Source organism: Pseudomonas koreensis (genome assembly GCF_036668835.1).
In the GTDB taxonomy this organism is placed as follows: domain Bacteria; phylum Pseudomonadota; class Gammaproteobacteria; order Pseudomonadales; family Pseudomonadaceae; genus Aquipseudomonas; species Aquipseudomonas koreensis_I.
In genome coordinates, this window is sequence record NZ_JAZEVW010000004.1 from 316,208 (window position 1) to 336,734 (window position 20,527).

Annotated in this window: 23 protein-coding genes; 21 read left to right on the top strand and 2 right to left on the bottom strand. The window is 62.5% G+C overall.

The genetic code is table 11. The annotated features are described in order from the left end of the window. Positions 1-2: 2 nt before the first annotated feature. Positions 3-437: a transcriptional regulator gene (locus tag V6F91_RS14100; protein WP_332765382.1), complete on the bottom strand. Its 435-nt coding sequence runs from the start codon at positions 435-437 to the stop codon at positions 3-5. A 197-nt stretch (positions 438-634) separates the two neighbouring features. On the opposite strand from V6F91_RS14100, the gene trxC reads away from it, so the two are divergent. Beyond that, positions 635-1,069 carry a thioredoxin TrxC gene (trxC, locus tag V6F91_RS14105; RefSeq protein ID WP_332765384.1) on the top strand — a complete coding sequence of 145 codons (435 nt, stop codon included), beginning with the start codon at positions 635-637 and terminating at the stop codon, positions 1,067-1,069. Between the two features lie 132 nt (positions 1,070-1,201). On the opposite strand, the gene V6F91_RS14110 is transcribed toward trxC, so the two are convergent. Beyond that, complete coding sequence (locus V6F91_RS14110; protein WP_090280512.1) at positions 1,202-1,972, bottom strand: ParA family protein; 771 nt, start codon at positions 1,970-1,972, stop codon at positions 1,202-1,204. Between the two features lie 362 nt (positions 1,973-2,334). Here V6F91_RS14110 and V6F91_RS14115 point away from each other — a divergent pair, with 362 nt between their 5' ends. The 20 genes from V6F91_RS14115 (at position 2,335) to V6F91_RS14210 (ending at position 20,508) form a co-directional block, all read left to right on the top strand. Next, a complete protein-coding gene (locus tag V6F91_RS14115; protein WP_332765388.1) occupies positions 2,335-3,054 on the top strand; it encodes a beta-ketoacyl synthase chain length factor in 720 nt (239 codons plus the stop codon). After that, complete coding sequence (locus V6F91_RS14120) at positions 3,030-3,842, top strand: lysophospholipid acyltransferase family protein (protein WP_332765390.1); 813 nt, start codon at positions 3,030-3,032, stop codon at positions 3,840-3,842. The genes V6F91_RS14115 and V6F91_RS14120 overlap by 25 nt, the downstream gene beginning before the upstream one ends. Beyond that, positions 3,820-4,095 carry a phosphopantetheine-binding protein gene (locus tag V6F91_RS14125; RefSeq protein ID WP_332765392.1) on the top strand — a complete coding sequence of 92 codons (276 nt, stop codon included), beginning with the start codon at positions 3,820-3,822 and terminating at the stop codon, positions 4,093-4,095. Before V6F91_RS14120 ends, V6F91_RS14125 begins: the two co-directional genes overlap by 23 nt. 9 nt (positions 4,096-4,104) lie before the next feature. Continuing rightward, positions 4,105-4,359 (top strand): acyl carrier protein, encoded by a 255-nt coding sequence (locus V6F91_RS14130; protein WP_065615459.1) that lies wholly within the window; start codon positions 4,105-4,107, stop codon positions 4,357-4,359. Then, complete coding sequence (locus tag V6F91_RS14135; protein ID WP_208939038.1) at positions 4,356-4,901, top strand: hypothetical protein; 546 nt, start codon at positions 4,356-4,358, stop codon at positions 4,899-4,901. Before V6F91_RS14130 ends, V6F91_RS14135 begins: the two co-directional genes overlap by 4 nt. Next, a complete protein-coding gene (locus V6F91_RS14140; protein ID WP_332765399.1) occupies positions 4,898-6,577 on the top strand; it encodes an AMP-binding protein in 1,680 nt (559 codons plus the stop codon). The genes V6F91_RS14135 and V6F91_RS14140 overlap by 4 nt, the downstream gene beginning before the upstream one ends. Before the next feature lie 77 nt (positions 6,578-6,654). Then, the gene (locus tag V6F91_RS14145) at positions 6,655-7,389 is read left to right on the top strand and encodes a glycosyltransferase family 2 protein (protein WP_332765401.1); all 735 of its coding nucleotides are present in this window, start codon (positions 6,655-6,657) and stop codon (positions 7,387-7,389) included. Next, positions 7,386-8,333 carry a glycosyl transferase gene (locus V6F91_RS14150; protein WP_332765403.1) on the top strand — a complete coding sequence of 316 codons (948 nt, stop codon included), beginning with the start codon at positions 7,386-7,388 and terminating at the stop codon, positions 8,331-8,333. Before V6F91_RS14145 ends, V6F91_RS14150 begins: the two co-directional genes overlap by 4 nt. Beyond that, positions 8,314-9,858: an aromatic amino acid ammonia-lyase gene (locus tag V6F91_RS14155; protein ID WP_332765405.1), complete on the top strand. Its 1,545-nt coding sequence runs from the start codon at positions 8,314-8,316 to the stop codon at positions 9,856-9,858. The genes V6F91_RS14150 and V6F91_RS14155 overlap by 20 nt, the downstream gene beginning before the upstream one ends. Continuing rightward, positions 9,851-10,276: an acyl-CoA thioesterase gene (locus tag V6F91_RS14160; protein WP_332765407.1), complete on the top strand. Its 426-nt coding sequence runs from the start codon at positions 9,851-9,853 to the stop codon at positions 10,274-10,276. Before V6F91_RS14155 ends, V6F91_RS14160 begins: the two co-directional genes overlap by 8 nt. Then, on the top strand, positions 10,273-10,875 hold the full coding sequence (locus V6F91_RS14165) for an outer membrane lipoprotein carrier protein LolA (protein ID WP_332765409.1): 603 nt from the start codon (positions 10,273-10,275) through the stop codon (positions 10,873-10,875). Before V6F91_RS14160 ends, V6F91_RS14165 begins: the two co-directional genes overlap by 4 nt. Continuing rightward, positions 10,859-13,198 (top strand): hypothetical protein, encoded by a 2,340-nt coding sequence (locus tag V6F91_RS14170; protein WP_332765411.1) that lies wholly within the window; start codon positions 10,859-10,861, stop codon positions 13,196-13,198. Before V6F91_RS14165 ends, V6F91_RS14170 begins: the two co-directional genes overlap by 17 nt. Beyond that, the gene (locus V6F91_RS14175) at positions 13,195-14,358 is read left to right on the top strand and encodes a sodium:proton antiporter (RefSeq protein WP_332765413.1); all 1,164 of its coding nucleotides are present in this window, start codon (positions 13,195-13,197) and stop codon (positions 14,356-14,358) included. Before V6F91_RS14170 ends, V6F91_RS14175 begins: the two co-directional genes overlap by 4 nt. Next, the gene (locus V6F91_RS14180) at positions 14,345-15,592 is read left to right on the top strand and encodes an NAD(P)/FAD-dependent oxidoreductase (protein ID WP_332765415.1); all 1,248 of its coding nucleotides are present in this window, start codon (positions 14,345-14,347) and stop codon (positions 15,590-15,592) included. The genes V6F91_RS14175 and V6F91_RS14180 overlap by 14 nt, the downstream gene beginning before the upstream one ends. Beyond that, on the top strand, positions 15,589-16,326 hold the full coding sequence (locus V6F91_RS14185) for a class I SAM-dependent methyltransferase (RefSeq protein ID WP_332765417.1): 738 nt from the start codon (positions 15,589-15,591) through the stop codon (positions 16,324-16,326). The genes V6F91_RS14180 and V6F91_RS14185 overlap by 4 nt, the downstream gene beginning before the upstream one ends. After that, positions 16,314-16,907 carry a hypothetical protein gene (locus tag V6F91_RS14190; RefSeq protein WP_332765419.1) on the top strand — a complete coding sequence of 198 codons (594 nt, stop codon included), beginning with the start codon at positions 16,314-16,316 and terminating at the stop codon, positions 16,905-16,907. The genes V6F91_RS14185 and V6F91_RS14190 overlap by 13 nt, the downstream gene beginning before the upstream one ends. Next, positions 16,904-18,100 (top strand): beta-ketoacyl-[acyl-carrier-protein] synthase family protein, encoded by a 1,197-nt coding sequence (locus V6F91_RS14195; protein ID WP_332765421.1) that lies wholly within the window; start codon positions 16,904-16,906, stop codon positions 18,098-18,100. Before V6F91_RS14190 ends, V6F91_RS14195 begins: the two co-directional genes overlap by 4 nt. Next, entirely contained in the window at positions 18,097-18,561 is a 465-nt protein-coding gene (locus tag V6F91_RS14200; RefSeq protein WP_332765422.1) for a hotdog family protein, read from the top strand. Before V6F91_RS14195 ends, V6F91_RS14200 begins: the two co-directional genes overlap by 4 nt. Continuing rightward, positions 18,554-19,282 carry a 3-oxoacyl-ACP reductase FabG gene (fabG, locus tag V6F91_RS14205; RefSeq protein ID WP_332765423.1) on the top strand — a complete coding sequence of 243 codons (729 nt, stop codon included), beginning with the start codon at positions 18,554-18,556 and terminating at the stop codon, positions 19,280-19,282. The genes V6F91_RS14200 and fabG overlap by 8 nt, the downstream gene beginning before the upstream one ends. Further along, complete coding sequence (locus V6F91_RS14210; RefSeq protein ID WP_332765425.1) at positions 19,282-20,508, top strand: beta-ketoacyl-ACP synthase; 1,227 nt, start codon at positions 19,282-19,284, stop codon at positions 20,506-20,508. Before fabG ends, V6F91_RS14210 begins: the two co-directional genes overlap by 1 nt. Positions 20,509-20,527: the final 19 nt, after the last annotated feature.

Below are 20,527 nucleotides of genomic sequence, written 5' to 3' on the forward strand. Positions count from 1 at the left end.
AATCAGGTAAACACGTCGATGGGCACATTGAAGCGCTCAGCCAACCAGCGAATCTGGCGCTCGTTCAGCTTGCGCTTGCCACTGAGAACTTCCGAAACGACGGATTGAGGACCGACGCCCGGCAAATCGCTTTGGGTCAGGCCGTGTTCGCGCATCATGTAACCGAGAACCTCTTCGCCACTCGCTTGGGCCATGGGGTGATGGGTGTGATCCCACTCCTCGATCCAGTCACCGATGATATCGACAAGGCTCATCAAAGGATGCGACTCATCGTCGCCCGTAATCTCTAGAAGTTCGTCGAGCACTAGCACCAAGGTATCGTAGTCATCTTCATTTTCTGGACGATGCAGCGAATGGGGGAAGACTCCCGTATTTCGATATTCAGAACCCTTTAAAGGCTCCGAGAGTGAGAGGCGGTTGATTGTTTTGACGGTCATAAAGATGGATATCCAAAAGATGACTTGTTCAAGTCCGCACAAGATTACTGATTCGATCGGATACAGATAGTCAGCCTCCGCACTGACGCACGTAGGCCATTTCCTCTAATAGAGAAGGTAATGACCTACGGACCTATCCTTGATAATGGTGACTTTGCCTCCAGATCAGTCTCATAGACTTCGCTGGAGAGCCCATCATGCCCGAACCACTCCTCATCCCCTGCCCGTCCTGCAACGGCCTCAACCGCATTCCCGCCGAGCGCCTGGCTGATCAGCCCAAATGTGGGCGCTGCAAATCGGCGGTGTTGTTGAGCAAACCCTTCGAACTCAAGCAAGGCGATTACGCCAGTCAGATCAAGGGCGATCTGCCGCTGCTGGTGGATGTCTGGGCGGACTGGTGCGGGCCCTGTAAGTCATTTGCGCCGGTGTTCGAGCAGGCGGCGGCGCAGTTGGCGGGCAAGTGTCGGCTGGCCAAGCTCGACAGCGAGGCCAATCAACAGTTGTCGGCGCAGTTGGGGATTCGCTCGATTCCGAGCCTGATTCTGTTCAAGAACGGCAGGGAAGTGGCGCGGCAGAGTGGCGCGTTTCCGTTGCCGCAGTTGATGGCGTGGTTGCGCAGCCAAGGAATCTGACCCAACACAGATCCAATGGTAGGAGTGAGCCTGCTCGCGATGGCGTCGTGTCAGTCAACGCAAGCTTTGAATGTAACGGCCTGATCGCGAGCAGGCTCACTCCTACAGGGCATTTACGCGGGGTTCGATGGATCAGTGGCCTTCGAGCAGGTCATGCAGCTCGACGAACTGCTGGGTCAGCTTGTGCCGTGGGTCGAGGTGGATCAGCGGCATGCTGGCCTGATGGGATTCGCGCATGCGCACCGAGCTGGACAGGTACACCGGCAGCACCGGCAGGCCTTCGGCAATCAGTTCATCAAGGATCTGCTGCGGCAGACTGGCCCGTGCCTGGAATTGATTGACCACGATGCCCTCGACTTCCAGGCCTTCGTTGTGGTCATCCTTGAGCTCTTCGATTTCGGCGATCAGTCCGTACAGGGCCTGACGGGAAAAACTGTCGCAGTCGAAAGGTATCAATACCCGATCGGCGGCGATCAGCGCTGAAACCGCGTAAAAATTCAGCGCTGGCGGCGTGTCGAGGTAGATTCGATCGTAATCTTCAGCCAGTTCATCAAGCAATTTACGCAGCTTGTTGATCTTGTGTTTGGCCTCAAGCTTGGGCTGCAGGTCGGCCAGTTCGGCGGTGGCGGTGATGATATGCAGGTTGTCGAACGGGGTTTCGTAGATGTCGGCCTGGTTCTTCTTGGAAAACGGCCCGGAGGACAGGGTCTGTTTGAAGAAATCAGCGATGCCCATCGGGATGTCGTCGCCGGTCAGCCCGGTCAGATACTGAGTGGAGTTGGCCTGGGCATCGAGGTCGACCAACAGTGTGCGATAACCCTCGCTGGCGCTGACCGCCGCCAGATTGCAGGCAATGCTCGACTTGCCTACGCCACCTTTCTGATTGAACACCACGCGCCGCATGACAAAACCTCCGTGTATCAAAGAATGACCGAGTGTAGATGCGCGCGACCTCGCTTCGCTACCTTCACGGACGTGGACTACAACCTCTGGGGCAAATATCCGCAGTCAGAAGACGCGACAACCGCCATTGATCGCCGAGAAGGCCGACAGACACGCCGGTGAGAATCTGGATAATGGCCATGTGACAGTCGCCCGGCGAACCGGTCGGTACATTTCGCTGGGCAAAATGTAACCAGCATTTGCTACACACCCGTCGCACCGGGATAATGCGCGCCACCCGGCGCCGAGCGCCACGTCAGGCCTGCCGCGGCCTGGGCGATTCAACGCGTCAATAATTGCCCGCAGGGGCGGGATGAACGTCCGTGATCAACTTCAACATCGCCCAATGGCGCGCGTGGGCCCCCGGGCTCGACAGCGTGGACGCCTGGCAGGCCTGGAGCCGACAACCGGTCGTGCTCCAGAGCAGTGATGCCGCGCCCGATGTGTCGTTTTTGCCGGCCATGCAGCGCCGCCGCCTGAGCCGGCTGGCGCGGATGGCCTTCAGCGTCGGCTGGCCGCTGGCCGACGGACGGGACAATCTGCCGCTGGTGTTCGTCTCGCGCCACGGCGAAACCCCGCGCACCTTCGACATCCTTTGCGATCTGGCAAACGAACAGCCACTGTCGCCCACCCAGTTCAGCCTCTCGGTGCACAACGCGATCATCGGTTTGTGGTCGATCATGCGCGGCGAAACCAGTGAAATGACCGCGCTCGCCGCCGCTGGCGACGGTCTTGAACACGGCATGCTCGAAGCTGCTGCCCTGCTGGCTGAAGGCGCTCCGGCGGTGCTGCTGGTGATTACCGAGGAGCAACCGCCAGCGGCCTATTCGGCGTGGGTCGATGACGTGCCATTCCCTTATGCGCTCGGGCTGCTGCTCACGCCGGGTACCGACTGGCGGCTGACCTTGAACAGCGCCCCGCAAACACGGTCCAAGACGCACTGGCCACACGCGCTGAACCTGCTGCGAACCCTGCTCGGCCAGCAACCCCATTGCCAACATGCGTGGAAAAATCGTGTATGGACCTGGCAACGCAACCCGTGACCGAGAAAAACCGCGACGCCTATTACTGGCGCTTGCTGGCCACCGCCGCAAGCTTCGCCCTGTTCGGGTTGGGCGGCCTGTGCCTGCGCGTGCTGATATTTCCATTACTCAACTGCCTGCCCGGCGATGCCCTTGCGCACCGGCAACGCGCACGCAAAACCGTTAGCCGGTTGTTCTGGTTTTTCGTGCGTTTCATGGCCCGCACCGGTGTCTTGACTTACGAAATACAGGGCGCCGAGCACCTCGGTCGACCGGGGCAGATGATCATCGCCAATCACCCGTCGCTGATCGACGTGGTGTTCCTCATCGGTCTGGTGCGCCAGGCCAATTGCGTGGTCAAGAAAAGCCTGTGGGAAAACCCCTTCACCCGTGGCCCGCTGCGCAGCACCGAATACATCAGTAATGACGGCAGCATGGACATGCTCGACGCCGCCGCCCAATCCCTGCAAAACGGCCAGACCCTGATCATCTTCCCAGAGGGCACTCGCACCCAGCCTGGGCAGGCGCCGGCCTTTCATCGGGGGGCCGCTGCGATTGCCCTGCGCGGTGCGAAAATACTCACGCCGGTGATCATCAAGGTCAGCCCGACCACCCTGACCAAAGCCGAACCCTGGTACCGCATCCCCAAGCGCCGCGTGCACTTCAGTTTTCGCGTGGGCGCCGATATAGACCCACAGACCTTCGCCGCGCAGGGGCCCGCACCGCAGGCCTCGCGCAAGCTCAACGATTATTTGCATGACTATTTCATTAAGGAGCTCGCCGAAGATGAGCGAATTGAACAACCCTGACCTGCTGCGCGACATCAAACTGCTGATCATCGACGCCCTCGGTCTCGAAGACATCGGCCCCGACGACATCGGTGACGAGCAGACGCTGTTTGGCGAAGGCCTGGGCCTGGACTCGGTCGACGCGCTGGAGCTGGGCCTGGCCATCCAGAAAAAATACGGCATCAAGATCGACGCCGACGCCAAAGACACCCGTAACCATTTCTCCAACGTGGCGAGCCTTGCGGCTTTCGTCACGGCCAGACAGGCAGCTTGAGACCGGACCATGCAAACTCGTGACGATATTTTCAACACCCTGCGCGATGCCCTGGTCGAGCTGTTCGAGCTCGATCCGGCCCGCGTAAGCATGGACGCCAATCTGTATCAGGATCTGGAGATCGACAGCATCGACGCGGTCGATCTGATCGATCACATCAAACGCCAGACGGGCAAGAAAATCGCCGCCGAAGAATTCAAGTCGGTGCGCACCGTCGGCGACGTGGTCGAGGCGGTCTACCGTCTGGTTCAACCGGCCGCATGAGCCGATTGATCGGCCTCGGCCTGCTGCTGGCCGGCCTGCTGTACCCCTTTGCGGTGTATTTCGGCATGGAGCACTTCGCGCCGTGGCAGTTCGGCCTGCTGTTGGGCAGTCTGTGGCTGGCGCGGGTACTGAGCGGTGAGCGCAAACCCGGCAGCGTGTGGATGGCTGGCGTCGCGATTGCCTTCTGCGTGCTGCTGGCGCTGTTCGACAGTCCGCAATTGCTGCGCTGGTACCCGGTGCTGATCAGCGGCTTCATGCTGGTGCTGTTCGCCTCGAGCCTGACGTTCGGCATGCCGATGGTCGAGCGGCTGGCGCGCTTGCGTGAGCCGGATCTGCCACCCGAGGCGATTCGCTACACGCGCCAGGTCACGCTGGCCTGGAGCGTGTTTTTCTTCTGCAACGGTTTGTGCGCCGCCCTCCTGACCCTGTGGGCGCCGCTGGATTGGTGGATGTTGTACACCGGCCTGATCTCCTATGGATTGATCGGCCTGATGTTTGCCATTGAATGGCTGATACGACAACGGGTAAGAGGCCGTACATGAACTGGATAAAACTTGAGCATCTGTTGCTCAAGGCCCAACCGCTGCGGGCCGTTAGCTTCGCACCGGGACTTGATCATGCCGCGCTGTGCGAGCAGGCGCTGAGCGTCGCCGCCGGCCTGCGGGCAAACGGTGTGCGGCATCTGGCTGTGCATCTGGAAGACGCCGCCGAACTGGCTATCGCGCTGCTGGGTGCCTGGCGCGCAGGCGTCAGCGTGCTGTTGCCTGCAGATCTGCAAGGGCAGACGCGCCAGCGCTGGGCGGCCGAGGTCGATATGTGGCTGACCGACCAGCCTGGCGATACTCGACTCGATGAAATTCAGCAGCCGCCATTAGCGGGCACGGCGCTGGATCTCGATCAATGCCGACTGAGCCTGTGCACCTCAGGCTCCAGCGGCGAACCCAAGCGCATCGACAAGTCCCTGCGCCAACTCGCCAATGAAGTCCAGGCACTGGAACAGTTGTGGGGCACGGATCTTGGCCAAGCGTGCGTCATCGGCAGCGTCGCCACCCAGCACATCTACGGCTTGCTGTTTCGCGTGCTGTGGCCGCTGTGCGCCGGACGCCCGTTCGTGCGCAAACAACTGGCATTCCCCGAGGACATGCAGCGCGCCAGCCGCGAACATCCGGCCTTCGCCTGGGTCGCCAGCCCGGCATTGCTCAAGCGCATGGGCGACAACCTCGACTGGCCGGCGCTGAGCGCGGTGCGCCGGGTATTTTCCTCCGGTGGCGCGCTGCCGCTTGAGGCCGGGCAAAGCCTGCATCAGCGCTTGCAACAATGGCCGACAGAAATTCTCGGCAGCTCGGAAACCGGCGGCATTGCCTGGCGTCAGGGGGAAGCATTGTGGCAACCGTTCGCTGCGGTCGAACTGAGTCAGGACAGCGACGGCGCGCTGCTGATCGCCTCACCCTATTTACCTGCCGGGCACATCGAGCACAGCGCAGATGCTGCACGATTCGCCGCCGATGGGCGCTTTGAATTGCTCGGGCGCCTCGACCGGATCGTCAAACTCGAAGAAAAACGCATCTCCCTGCCCATGCTCGAACAGGCCCTGATTGTCCACGAGTGGGTCGCCGAAGCACGTCTGGGCGTTGTCCAGGAAAACCGCGCCTCCCTCGGCGCTTTGCTGGTGCTCAGCAACGCCGGTCTGTTTGCATTGCGTGAACACGGCCGCCGCGGTTTGACCGAGTCGCTGCGCGAACACCTCAAGGCGCATTGCGAAGCGCTGGCCCTGCCACGGCGCTGGCGGCTGCTGCGGCAACTACCGCTCAACAGCCAGGGCAAACTGCCCCAGGCCGAAGTCGACACCTTGCTGGTTGCGCCGCGCCCGAAAGCGCCAGAAGTGCTCGAACAGATCGAAACGAACGGTGAGTGGAGTCTGCAACTCAGCGTGCCGCCCGACCTGGCCTACTTCAGCGGGCACTTCCCCAAAGCGCCGGTTTTGCCCGGTGTGGTGCAAGTGGAATGGGCACTGAATCTCGGTCGTCAATTGCTGAAACTCGACGGTGCATTCGCCGGCATGGAAGTGCTGAAATTCCAGCAACTGGTGCGCCCGGGTGATGAAATTCAATTGCACCTGCGTTTCGATGCCGAACGGCGCAAGTTGTATTTTGCTTATCGCAATGACACGGCGACGTGTTCCAGTGGACGGATCTTGCTGGGTGTTGAACATGGTTGATTTCGGTGAGTGCTGCGCACTCAATCGCGAGCAGGCTCACTCCCACAGGGTTTGCGGTGTGCCAGAGGAGAACGGGCATGCATAAGCCTTGCGCCGTGATTCCGGTCTACAACCACGAAACCGCAGTCGGCAGCGTGGTCGATGCCCTCCTCGCCCAGGGCCTGCCGTGCATTCTGGTCGATGACGCCAGTGCGCCTTCCTGCGCGCGCGTGCTCGATGGCCTGGCCCAGCGTGAAGACGTGTTTCTGGTGCGTCTGACCGCCAATCAGGGCAAGGGCGGCGCGGTGATGACCGGGCTGCGCGAAGCCTCGCGGCTGGGCTTCAGCCATGCCCTGCAGGTCGATGCCGACGGTCAGCACGATTTGCAGGATGTCGCCCGATTCGTCGCCGAATCCCGCGCGCATCCCGAGGCAATGATCTGCGGTTATCCGCTGTTCGATGAAAGCGTGCCCAAGGGCCGTTTGTATGCGCGCTACCTGACCCATGTGATGGTATGGATCAACACGTTGTCGCTGCAGATCCGCGATTCGATGTGCGGCTTTCGCGTGTATCCGCTGGCGCCGACGCTGGCGGTGATCGACTCGGCGAAAGTCGGCAAGCGTATGGATTTCGATTCCGACATCCTGGTGCGCCTGGCGTGGCGCAACCAACCGATGCGCTGGCTGCAAACCAGTGTGCATTACCCGCTGGATGGGGTGTCGCACTTTCGCCTGTTCCATGACAACGCGCTGATTTCCAGCATGCACACGCGACTGTTCTTCGGCATGTTGCTGCGCTTGCCGGTGATCCTCTGGCGCCGGTGCAAACCATGAGCGAAGAAGCCGACAACAAGCACTGGGCCGACCGCGAAGAGCGCGGCAGCTTCCTGCTGATGAAACTCACCGCGGTGGCTGCCAAGGTTCTTGGTCGCCGTCTGCTCAGCCCCTTGCTGTACGGCATCGTGCTGTACTTTTTCCTGTTCGGCCGCATCGCCCGGCGCAGCGCCTGGCAGTACCAGCAGCGCTTGGCCGATTGGAGTCAGCGCGATGATCTGCGCCCGAGCCACTGGCGCGTCTTCAGCCAGTTCATGACGTTTGCCGATTCGTTGCTCGACAAACTCGACGTGTGGAACGGCAAGCTGCGCATCGAGCAGATCGAAATCATCGACCCGGCGTTGTTGCGCAAGCAGTTGCGCGGCAGTCGTGGTCAGCTGTTGGTCGGCGCGCATCTGGGCAACCTCGAGGTCTGCCGCGCGCTGGCGGAAATCGGCGAAAAAGTCACCATGAACGTTCTGGTGCACACCAAGCACGCCGAGCAATTCAACCGTTTGCTCGGCGAGGCCGGCGCAACCAATCTGCGCCTGATTCAGGTCAGCGAACTCGACCCGGTGATCATGCTGCAGCTGCACGAACGGCTGGAGCGCGGCGAGTGGCTGGCGATTGCCGGCGACCGCGTGCCGCTGCACGGCGGGCGCAGCGTCACCGTCGACTTTCTCGGCCACCCGGCGCCATTTCCGCAAGGGCCATGGTTGTTGGCCGGCCTGTTGAAGTGCCCGGTCAATCTTTTGATGTGTCTGAAACAACCCGACGGCCACTATCGCCTGACCCTCGAACCGTTCGCCGACGCCGTGGTGTGGACGCGCCGCGAACGCGAGCAGGTCATTCATCAGTGGGCCAGTCTTTATGCGCAGCGCCTGAGTCACTATTGCCTCGAAGCGCCACAGCAATGGTTCAACTTCTACCCTTTCTGGAAAACCGATGACCACGCCAATTCCTGAGCCGGTAACCTTCGGCGAACGCCCCTTGCGCATCGAAGACGTGCTGGCCCTGGCCAACCGTCAGGTGCCCGTGCAGTTGCAGAACGATGCCGATTACCGCGAACGCATCGCCAAAGGCGCGCGGTTTCTCGATTCGTTGCTGGACAAGGAAGGCGTCATCTACGGCGTGACCACCGGTTATGGCGATTCCTGCGTGGTGGCGGTGCCGCTGCATCACGTCGAAGCATTGCCGCGTCATCTCTACACCTTCCACGGCTGCGGCCTCGGTAAACTGCTCGACGCGCAAGCCACCCGCGCGGTGCTGGCGGCGCGGTTGCAGTCGTTGTGTCACGGCGTCTCCGGGGTTCGGGTCGAGCTTCTCGAGCGTCTGCATGCGTTTCTCGAATACGACATCCTGCCGCTGATTCCCGAAGAAGGCTCGGTCGGCGCCAGCGGCGATCTGACCCCGCTGTCCTACGTCGCCGCAACCTTGTCCGGCGAGCGCGAAGTGCTGTTCCGTGGCGAGCGCCGTCAGGCCGCCGATGTGCACCGCGAACTGGGCTGGACGCCGCTGGTGCTGCGCCCGAAAGAAGCGCTGGCGCTGATGAACGGCACGGCGGTGATGACCGGCCTCGCCTGCCTGGCTTTCGCCCGCGCCGACTACCTGCTGCAACTGGCCACGCGCATCACCGCGCTCAACGTGGTCGCGCTGCAAGGCAATCCCGAGCACTTCGATGAACGCCTGTTCGCTGCCAAACCGCATCCAGGGCAAATGCAGGTGGCCGCGTGGTTGCGCAAGGATCTGGCGATCGACGCACCGACCGCGCCGCTGCATCGCTTGCAGGATCGCTATTCGCTGCGCTGCGCCCCGCACGTGCTCGGCGTGCTGGCCGACAGCCTGAACTGGCTGCGTTCGTTCATCGAAACCGAACTGAACAGCGCCAACGACAACCCGATCATCGACGCCGAAGCCGAGCGCGTGCTGCACGGCGGGCACTTCTACGGCGGGCATATCGCCTTCGCCATGGACAGCCTGAAAAATCTGGTGGCCAACGTTGCCGATCTGCTCGACCGTCAACTCGCGCTGCTGGTCGACGAGCGTTACAACCACGGCTTGCCAAGCAACCTCTCCGGCGCTCCGGCGGATCGGGCGATGATCAACCATGGCTTCAAAGCCGTGCAGATCGGCACCAGCGCGTGGACCGCCGAGGCGCTGAAAAATACTATGCCGGCCAGCGTGTTCTCGCGCTCCACCGAGTGCCACAACCAGGACAAGGTGAGCATGGGCACCATCGCCGCCCGCGATGCGATCCGCGTGCTGGAGCTGACCGAACAGGTCGCCGCCGCCACCTTGCTGGCCGCCAACCAAGGCGTCTGGCTGCGCGCACAAGCTGACGATGCACGCGCGCTGCCGCCGGCGCTGGCCGCCATGCATGAAGAACTGAGCAAAGACTTTCCGCCGGTCATCGAAGACCGCGCGCTGGAAGGCGAGCTGCGCCTGTGCCTGCAACGCATTGCCGCGCAACACTGGAGGCTGCATGCGTAGCGCCGGAGTGCTGCACGCCGACACGGAAATCCTCGTGCCGTTCTTCGACGTCGACACCATGCATGTGGTCTGGCACGGGCATTACGTCAAATACCTGGAAGTGGCGCGGTGTGCGCTGTTGGACAAGATCGGCCACAACTACACGGCCATGGTCGAGTCCGGTTACGCCTGGCCGGTGATCGACCTGCAACTGCGCTACGTGCGCGGTGCGGTGTTCGGCCAGCGGCTGAATGTGCGCGCCAGCCTGGTCGAGTGGGAAAACCGTCTGAAGATCCATTACCTGATCACTGACCTGCAAACCGGCGAGCGCCTGACCCGCGCCAGCTCGGTGCAGGTCGCTGTCGAAGTCAGCCGCCGCGAGATGCAGCTGGTGTCGCCGAAAGTCTTTACCGACGCCGTAGAAAGGATGCTGCTATGAACGTTCTCGTCAAAAGCCTCAGCGCCTTGGCGCTGCTGCTCATCTCATCGCTCGCCCAGGCCTTCGACCTGCAGCAACTGAGCGCGCAACTGGCGAAGCCGGACGTCATCCACGGCCAGTTCGTCCAGGAAAAACACCTGCGGGCCCTGCCGCAGCCGCTGATCAGCAAAGGCAGCTTCGTCCTGGCGAAAAATCACGGTTTGCTGTGGCTGTTGAAAACCCCCTTGCAGCAGGACTACCGCATCAGCGCCAAGGGCATCGCCCGGCGTGACGGCGCGGGCTGGCAATTGTTGCCGAACAAGAGCGCCGGTGCCGAGCAGAACCGTTTGTTCCTTGCCGTACTGCAAGGCGACAGCAGCGGCCTGCAACGGGATTTCGAACTGGCTCTCAAAGGCGATGCGCAGCAGTGGCAACTGACCCTGACCCCGCGCTCGCTGCTGCTCAAGCAAGTGTTCAAGCAGATCAATATCGACGGCGGTACGCTGGTGCAGACTATCGAACTGCTGGAAACCCAAGGCGACAGCACGGTGCTGCGCATGCAGAACAGCACGGCCGACCAGCCATTGAGCGACGCGGAGCAACATGACTTTGCCGAGTGAACGCAGGCTGCCGTGGCTGTTTCTGATCCTGCTGTTGGCGGTCGTTGCGCTGGCCGGCTGGCAGTGGCGCGCCGGTCCGCCATTGTCGGCGAACCTCATGGAACTGGTGCCCGGCACCCAGCCTGACGCCCTCGAACAGCGCGCCGAGCAGCGCATGCAGGAACCACTCAACCGCGAAATGCTGGTGCTGGTCGGCCACGCCGATCGCCAGCAGGCGGTGGCCATGGCGCAGGCGCTCGGCGAGCAATGGCAGGCCAGCGGCTTGTTCGAGAAAGTGCAGTGGAACCTGCAAGCCGATCTGCCGGCCCTGCGCGCGCAACTGCTGCAAGGGCGGCTGGCGATGCTCTCGGCCGATGATCGGCAATTGCTGATCGAGCATCCCGACGCGTTCATTCAGCAACGGGTTCAGGCGCTGTTCGACCCGTTCAGCGGCTTCAGTCTGGTCTCCAGTCAGGAGGATTGGCTGGGCCTGACCGGGCGCATCCAGAACAGCCAGCCGCAACACGGCGCGGTGCAACTGGACATCGGCAGCGGCGCGTTGATCGCGGATGCCGACGGCAAGAGCTGGGTGTTGCTGCGGGCGCGTACCCGCGGCAACGCCTTCGACATGAACCTGCCGCTGCAAGTCGCCGATCTGCTCGCGCAAGGTCGTGCGCAAGCAGCGCAAGCCGACGTGCAACTGCTGGCCGCCAGCGGCTTGCTGTATGCCGCCAACGGCCAACAGCAGGCGACCCGGGAAATGACCTGGGTTGGCGGCGGTGCCACGGTCGGCATCCTGTTGCTGCTGTTGCTCGCGTTCCGCCGCTGGCGGGTGTTGCTGGCGTTCGTCCCGGTGCTGGTCGGCATGTTGTTCGGTGCGGTCGCTTGCGTCGCACTGTTCGGCCACATGCACGTGATGACCCTCGTGCTCGGTTCCAGCCTGATCGGCGTGGCGGTGGATTATCCGCTGCACTATTTATCGAAAAGCTGGAGCCTGAAGCCGTGGCGCAGTTGGCCGGCCTTGCGTCTGACCCTGTCGGGGCTGACCTTGAGCCTGATCACCAGCGCCATCGGCTACCTGGCGCTGGCGTGGACGCCGTTCCCGGCGCTGACGCAGATTGCCGTGTTCTCGGCGGCCGGACTGCTCGGCGCCTATTTATCCGCCGTGTGCCTGCTGCCGGCGTTGCTGAACAACCTCGAACTGCGCCCGGCACGATGGCCGCTGCAACTGGCCGAACGCCTGGTCACGCTGCGCGAAAGACTGCTCGAACGCGTCCGCACCCCGGTGTTGCTGGCGCTGCTGATTGCTTTCTGCGCCGGTGGTTTGATGCAGCTGCAAAGCAAGAACGACATCCGCCAGTGGGTCGGCGCACCGCAGCAGCTCACCGATGAAGCGCAGACCATCGCGCGCATCACCGGTTATCAGCCGACCAGCCAGTTTTTCCTCGTTCGCGCCGCCAATCAGGAGCAATTGCTCGAACGCCAGGCGGCGCTGAGCGAACGACTGCAGCAACTGGTCAATCTCGACAAGCTGCAAGGCTATCTGGCGCTTGATCAATTGGTCAGCCCGCCATCTCAGCAAGAGCGGGTGCGCGCCGCGCTGAATCAACTGCCGCAGCACTGGCAGCCACTGCTCGACCTCGGCGTGCCGCTCGCGGCGCTGCAAGCCGAGCTGCAGCATTTGCAGACGGTGCCTGCCGAGGACATTGACGCCGCACTGGCCGGTCCGCTCGGCGAGCCGTACCGTACGCTGTGGCTCGGCCCCACCGACGATGGCGTCGCAGCGATCACCAGCCTGCAAGGCCTGAACAACCCGGCGCTGCTGCGGGTGCAGGCGCTGGACTTGCCGGGCGTGCGCTTGGTCGACCGTCTCGGCGAATTGAATGAAGTCTTCGCGGCCACGCAGATCAGCGCCGCCGAACTCAAGCTCGCCTCCTGCGTGCTGATCGTGCTGGTGCTGATGTTGCCGTTCGGCCTCGGTGGGGCGCTGCGCATCGTCGCCCTGCCGTTGCTCGCGGCGCTGTGCAGCCTGGCCAGCCTCGGCTGGCTCGGTCAGCCGCTGACATTGTTCAGCCTGTTCGGCCTGCTGCTGGTGACGGCGATCAGTGTCGACTACGCAATTCTCATGCGTGAACAGGTCGGCGGCGCGGCAGTGAGCCTGCTTGGCACCTTGCTCGCGGCAGTGACAACCTGGCTGTCGTTTGGTCTGCTGGCGGTGTCCAGCACCCCGGCGGTGAGCAATTTCGGTCTGTCGGTGAGCCTCGGTCTGGCGTTCAGCTTCATGCTCGCGCCGTGGGCCGGACGCCATACGCACAGCGCCGCTGCCACGGAGCCGCACGCATGATGATCGCGGCTTTCTGGCTGTTGGCTTTGGCCTTGTTCGCCGGGGCGACCCGCGTTGGCCGCCACTTCGGCCTGATCCCGATTGTCAGTCAGTTGCTGTTGGCGAGCTTCGGCCTGCCGCTGTTGATGTACGTCTGGATCGAGCCGGGCTGGCAGCTCAGCGGCGTGCAACTGATAGCGCCAGACTGGCTGAAAAGTCTGTACAGCCTGAGTTTCGCCCTGCTGCTGGGGCACATTCTCAGTGATGTCATCGATCTGAAGCTGGATCGGCAAAGCCTGAAGATCGCCGTACCGAGTTTCGCCGTACCCTTCGCTGCGGGTCTCGCAGCCGCTTATTGGCTGCTGCCCGCGCAGCCGTGGCTCAGTTCGCTGGCGATCGGGCTGGTGTTCGCGATCACTGCGATCCCGGTGCTGTATCTGTATCTGCGCCATATCGATTACCCGCCCGCCGCTACTCGCCGCTTGGTGCAGACCGCGATCCTCATTGATCTGGCCTGCTGGACACTGTTCGGCCTCGCTCAGGGCAGTCTGCACCTGAGCAGTCTGTTGCTGCCGCTGGCCCTGGCTGGCGTGCCGTTGCTGCTGCGCCTGTTCGGGGTGCGTCGGCCGCTGACGTTCAGCCTCGGCTTCTTTGCGCTGCTGGTGATGGCCGAGCATTACAAACTCAACGCGCTGATTCTCGGCATCGGTTACCTGCTGTGCATGGCCGCCCTGAAAGTGCCGTTGGTGCTGCCGTTGCCGGCGCTGTGGATGAACCGTTTGCAGACGTGGCTGGCGATTCCGCTGATCCTCACCTTTGGCATCGTCCAGATCGATGTGCACAGCGCGTTCGCCAGTCTCGACGCGCGGCAATGGGCGGCGCTGCTGCTGTTGCCGATTGTCAGTAAACTGCTCGGCAACTGGCTCGGCCTCGGCTGGGCCGGGGCTTCGTTCGCAGGGGCCAGCCGCTGGCGCGAAAGCGTGCTGCTGAACATTCGCGGCCTGAGCGAAATCGTTTTTCTGAATCTGCTGTTGCAGCAACAACTGATCAGCCCGGCGCTGTACTTTGCCTTGATGCTGATGGGCCTGATCGCAACGCTGTTGCCGGCGCTGATCGGTCTGCACCGCGCACCACTGAATATCAAATCTCATTTGTCCCGGAGCTCCCGTGCCAATCGCTGAACTGCAATCGCGTCAGGTGGTGATCATCGGTGCCGGCCCGTCCGGTGCCATCGCCGCCGCCCTGCTCAAGCGTAAGGGCCATGATGTGCTGGTGATCGAGCGCCAGCATTTCCCACGCTTTTCCATTGGTGAAAGCCTGCTCAGCCATTGTCTGGATTTCGTCGAAGAGGCCGGCATGCTTGAGGCGGTGAATGCCGCCGGCTTCCAGCGCAAGACCGGCGCTGCCTTCGCCTGGGGCGAGCGCTACAGCGCCTTTGATTTCAGCGACACCTTCACCGACGGCAAGCCGACCACCTTTCAGGTACAACGCGCAGATTTCGACAAACTGCTGGCCGATCAAGCGGCGCTGCAAGGTGCGGAAATCCGTTACGGCGATGCCATCGTCAACGTTGATTTCGAGCGGACCCGACCACAGCTTGATGTCCGTCGCGAGGACGGCAGCGAGTACCGCGTCGAAGCCGATTTCGTGCTCGATGCCAGCGGCTACGGGCGGGTGTTGTCGCGCTTGCTCGATCTGGAGGCACCGTCGAATTTCCCCGTGCGTCAGGCCGTGTTCACGCATGTCGAAGATCACATCGACAATCCGGCCTTCGACCGCGAGAAAATCCTCGTCACCACCCACCCTGAACACCGCGACGTATGGTTCTGGACGATTCCGTTCAGCAACGGGCGCTGTTCGGTGGGCGTGGTGGCCGCGGCTGAACACTTCAACGGTCGTGATACTGATCTGGACGCCTGCCTGCGCGGCTTCATCAGTGAAACGCCGAGCCTGGCCGGCGTACTGAACAACGCCGTTTGGGATACCCCGGCACGCACCCTCGGCGGTTATGCGGCGAATGTGAAAACCCTGCACGGGCCGGGCTTTGCCTTGCTTGGCAATGCTGCGGAATTTCTCGACCCGGTGTTTTCCTCCGGCGTGACCATCGCCATGCGCTCGGCGAGCATGGCCGCCGCGGTGCTGCACCGTCAGTTGCAGGGTGAAGCGGTCGATTGGCAAAGCGAGTTTGCCGAGCCGCTCAAGCGCGGCGTCGACACCTTCCGCTGCTACGTTGAGGGCTGGTACGCCGGCACCTTTCAGGACGTGATTTTTTATGAAAATGGTCAGGCGGATATTCGCCGGATGATCTGCTCGATTCTCGCCGGTTACGCCTGGGACGAACGCAACCCGTTCGTCAGCGAAGCGCGCCGACGCCTGAAAATGATTTCCGAACTCTGTGCAAAGGATGCCACATGAACCACTTGAGCGACAGCTACGTCGAGGAAACCCGCTTCGGTTTCTGGTTCCTGCGCAGCCACACCTGGCAGCACCATGTACTGCGCGTGGCGATCAATGATCTGCGGGGTTTGTTCACCGAGGCGCTGCCGCAAAACCCGGTGTTGCTTGATGCCGGATGCGGCCAGGGCAAATCGTTCGCTCATCTTCGCCAGACCTTCGCCCCGCAGCGCCTGATCGGTGTCGACGCCGATCGGCACAGCCTCGAGCTGAGCGCTGCAGAAGCGGCGCGCCTGGAGCTGGAGGTCGAGTTGATCGGCAGCGACTGTGCCAGGCTCAATGTGCCGGACGCCAGTGTCGACCTGCTGTTCTGCCACCAGACGTTCCATCACTTGGTCGAGCAGGAAAAAGCCCTCGCCGAGTTTTATCGCGTACTGAAGCCGGGCGGCTATCTGCTGTTCGCCGAGTCCACCGAGGCTTACATTGATACCTGGGTGATCCGCTGGCTGTTCCGCCATCCGATGCATGTGCAGAAGAGCGCGGCGCAGTATCTGGAAATGATTCGCGGGCAGGGGTTTGAGTTTGCCGAACGCAATGTTTCCTACCCGTATTTGTGGTGGAGCCGGTCGAAGGATTTTGGTTTGCTGGAGCGCTTCGGGTTGCGCAAACCTAAGCCGTTCGGGCAGCGGGAAGAGACCTTGGTCAACGTTGTGGCGCGTAAACCGCTTGAAGGTGATCGTCGATGCGACACATAACCTGTGGGAGCGAGCCTGCTCGCGAAAGCGGTGGGTCAGCCAGCCTCTTTGTTGAATGTGCCGGCGTATTCGCGAGCAGGCTCGCTCCCACAGGGATTGTGGTGTGGCTGATAATGGTGTGCTGTTCCCTGTTGTTGAGTGCCTGCGCCAGCCAGGCGCCGCTGCCCGCGGCCAACCCGACTTTGCCCCTGCCGCTGCAACTGCACATCGAACGCCAGCAGGCCGGGCAGCGTCAGGACTGGCTGTTGGTGATCCAGCGCGAAGGCCCGGGCATCCGCTGGTCGATGATGGACCCGCTGGGCATCCCTCAGGCCCGTCAGCAATTGATCGACGGTCATTGGCAGGCCGATGGTCTGCTGCCGCCGAACCCCGAAGCGCGGGAATTGTTTGCCGCGCTGTTGTTCGCCCTGACCCCGTCCGGCGAGTTGCTGCGCAACTACCCCGCCGCGCAGCAACAGGACCGGCAACGCTCCCTGCCAGCACGCTGGACCATTGACTATGCACAACCGTTGAGCTTCGAACTGAACCTGCCGCAAGGCCCGCATTATCGCGTTTCCCCGCTCGGTGACTCTACGCCATGACCGCTTACCTGAATGCTCTGGGCGTGATCTGCGCCCTGGGCCGTGACAAACGCGAAGTTGCACGCAAGCTGTTTGCCGGCGATTGCTCGGGCATGCGCCGCGAATCGGCGTGGGTGCCGCAACGTGAGCTGCCGGTGGCCGCGGTGCCCGGTGAACTGGCGCCGATTCCAGTCGAGCTGGCCGAGCACAGCACGCGTAACAATCAATTGCTGCTCGAAGCCGCGCTGCAAATACGCGATGACATCGAGCAGGCGATCCAGACCTACGGCCGCGAGCGCATCGGCGTGGTGCTCGGCACCAGCACTTCAGGCATCGACGAAGCCAGCCGGGGTCTGGCGCACTACATCCGTGAGCAGCATTTCCCGGCTGAATACGACTACCGGCAGCAGGAACTCGGCGCCCCGGCGAATTTTCTCGCCGAGTGGCTGCAACTCAGCGGCCCGGCGTATGTGATTTCCACTGCATGCACTTCCAGCGCTCGGGCGTTGATGAGCGCTCAGCGCCTGCTCGATCTGGGCCTGTGTGACGCCGTGTTGTGCGGCGGTGTCGACAGCCTGTGCAAACTGACCCTGAACGGCTTCTCCTCACTGGAAGCCATGTCAGAGGAGCGTTGCAATCCGTTCTCGGCCAACCGCAACGGCATCAATATCGGCGAAGCGGCGGTGCTGTTCGTGATGAGCAAACAGCCAGGCGCAGGCCCGGCGATCGCGCTGCTCGGCGCCGGCGCCAGTTCCGATGCGCACCATATTTCCGCGCCGGAACCGAGCGGGCGCGGCGCCCTGCAAGCGATGCAGAAAGCGCTAAGTCGCGCGCAACTGCAAGCAGCGCAAATCAATTATCTGAACCTGCACGGCACCGCGACCCAGCACAACGACGCCATGGAAAGTCTCGCGGTCGCGGCGCTGTTTGGCGAAGGCGTCGCCTGCTCCTCGACCAAACCGCTGACCGGCCACACCCTCGGTGCTGCCGGCGCGCTGGAAGCGGCGTTTTGCTGGCTGAGCCTGAGCGCCGACAACCACAAGCACGCGTTGCCGCCACACATCTGGGACGGCGCGGCCGATCCTGCCTTGCCTGCACTGAACTGGGTGACCGCGAGCACACGCCTGTCGTCCATTGCACCGCGCTACCTGATGAGCAATTCGTTTGCTTTCGGCGGCAATAACGTCAGCCTGATTATCGGAGACGCCCCATGACCCCCTGGCCGCTCGCCGAACTGCTGCCGCATGCCGGCGACATGATTCTGATCGACGCGATCGAGCGTTTCGACGATGAGCAGATTTTCACCCGCCTCACGGTCCAGCCGGACGGCCTGTTCAGCCTCGCCGACGGCAGCCTGCCCGCATGGGTCGGCATCGAGCTGATGGCGCAAAGCGTCGCCGCGTTCGCCGGCTGTCACGCGCGGCAGAAAGGCAATCCGGTCGAGCTGGGTTTTCTGCTCGGCACGCGCAAATTCGAGTGCAACGTCGAAGCTTTTCCTGCCGGCAGCGAACTGACCGTCCACGGCCTGCGTTCGCTGGAAGATGACAACGGCATGGGCGTGTTCGAATGCCACGTTCACGGCGAGGGCATCCATGCCAGTGCGCGGCTGAATGTGTTTCGTCCGCCGCAGGCCACTCAATATCTGCAACAAACCAAGGAGTCGAACGATGACTGAATCGGTACTGGTCACCGGCTCCAGCCGTGGCATCGGCCGCGCCATTGCCCTGCGTCTGGCACAGGCCGGGCACGATATCGTCCTGCATTGCCGTAGCGGCATGGCTGAAGCGCAAGCCGTTCAGGCGCAAATCCAAGCGCTGGGGCGCAACGCACGCATCCTGCAATTCGACGTGGCTGAGCGCGATACCTGCAAAGCCATTCTCGAAGCCGACGTCGAAACCCATGGCGCCTATTACGGCGTGGTGCTCAATGCCGGCCTCACCCGGGACGGCGCCTTCCCCGCGCTCAGCGATGACGATTGGGACGTGGTGCTGCGCACCAATCTTGACGGTTTCTACAACGTGCTGCACCCGGTGATGATGCCGATGATTCGCCGCCGCGCCGCTGGGCGGATTGTCTGCATCACTTCGGTGTCCGGGCTGATCGGCAACCGTGGCCAGGTCAATTACAGCGCCTCCAAAGCGGGTGTGATCGGCGCGGCGAAGGCATTGGCGATCGAGCTGGGCAAGCGCAAAATCACCGTTAACTGTGTCGCCCCGGGCCTGATCGACACGGCGATGCTCGATGAAAACGTGCCGGTGGAAGAACTGATGAAAATGATCCCCGCGCAACGCATGGGCACCCCTGAAGAGGTGGCCGCTGCGGTGAATTTCCTGATGTCGGCGGAAGCCTCGTACATCACCCGTCAGGTTCTGGCGGTCAACGGAGGCTTGTGCTGATGAAGCGCGTCGTCGTCACCGGCATGGCCGGCATCACCTCGCTGGGCAGCGACTGGGACACCATCGCCGGCCACTTCGCCAGCAACCGCAGCGGTATCCGTCGCATGCACGAGTGGGACCGCTTCAGCGAACTGAACACGCGCCTGGCCGGTCCCATCGACGACTTCGTAGTGCCCGCGCACTGGACGCGCAAGCAATTGCGCAGCATGGGCCGGGTTTCGCGGCTGGCGGTCGGTGCCTCGGAAAGGGCCCTGGCCGATGCCGGGCTGCTCGGCAACGAATCGATCAAGGACGGCCGCATGGGCGTCGCGTGCGGGTCGTCCACCGGCAGCACCGATGAGATCAAGGCGTTCGGCAACATGTTGCTCAACTCGGTGGCCGAGGGGCTCAACGCCAACTCCTACGTGCGGATGATGCCGCACACCACGGCGGCCAACATCAGCATCTTCTTCGGCCTCACCGGCCGTTTGATCCCGACCTCCAGCGCCTGCACCAGCGGCAGCCAGGGCATCGGCTATGCGTATGAAGCGATCAAGTTCGGTCGCCTGCCACTGATGCTCGCCGGCGGTGCCGAAGAGCTGTGCCCGACCGAAGCCATGGTCTTTGACGCGCTCTACGCCACCAGCCTGAAAAACGATGCGCCGCAGACCAGCCCGCGCCCATACGACAAGGGCCGCGATGGTCTGGTCATCGGCGAAGGCGGCGGCATGCTGGTCCTTGAAGAACTGGAGCACGCCCTCGCCCGTGGTGCGCACATCCACGCCGAGATCGTCGGTTTCGGCAGCAATGCCGACGGCCAGCACACCACGCGCCCCGAGCAAGTGACCATGCGCCGCGCCATGGAGCTGGCGCTGGAAGACGCTGGGCTGACGCCGGATGCGATCGGTTATGTAAATGGTCATGGCACCGCTACAGAACAGGGCGACATTGCCGAAACACTGGCAACCAGCAGTTTGTTCGGCGAACGCATGCCGATCAGCTCACAAAAGAGTTTTCTCGGCCACACCCTTGGCGCCTGTGGTGCGCTGGAGTCGTGGTTCAGCATCGAGATGATGAACCGCGACCTGTACGTGCACACGTTCAACCTCGACGAGGTCGATCCGCACTGCGGCAAGCTCGATTACCTGCGCGGTGAATTCCGCCAGATGCATCACGACTACGTGATGAACAACAATTTCGCTTTTGGTGGCGTCAACACCTCGTTGATTTTTCGCCGCTGGCACTGACCGCAATACGTTTGGAGTG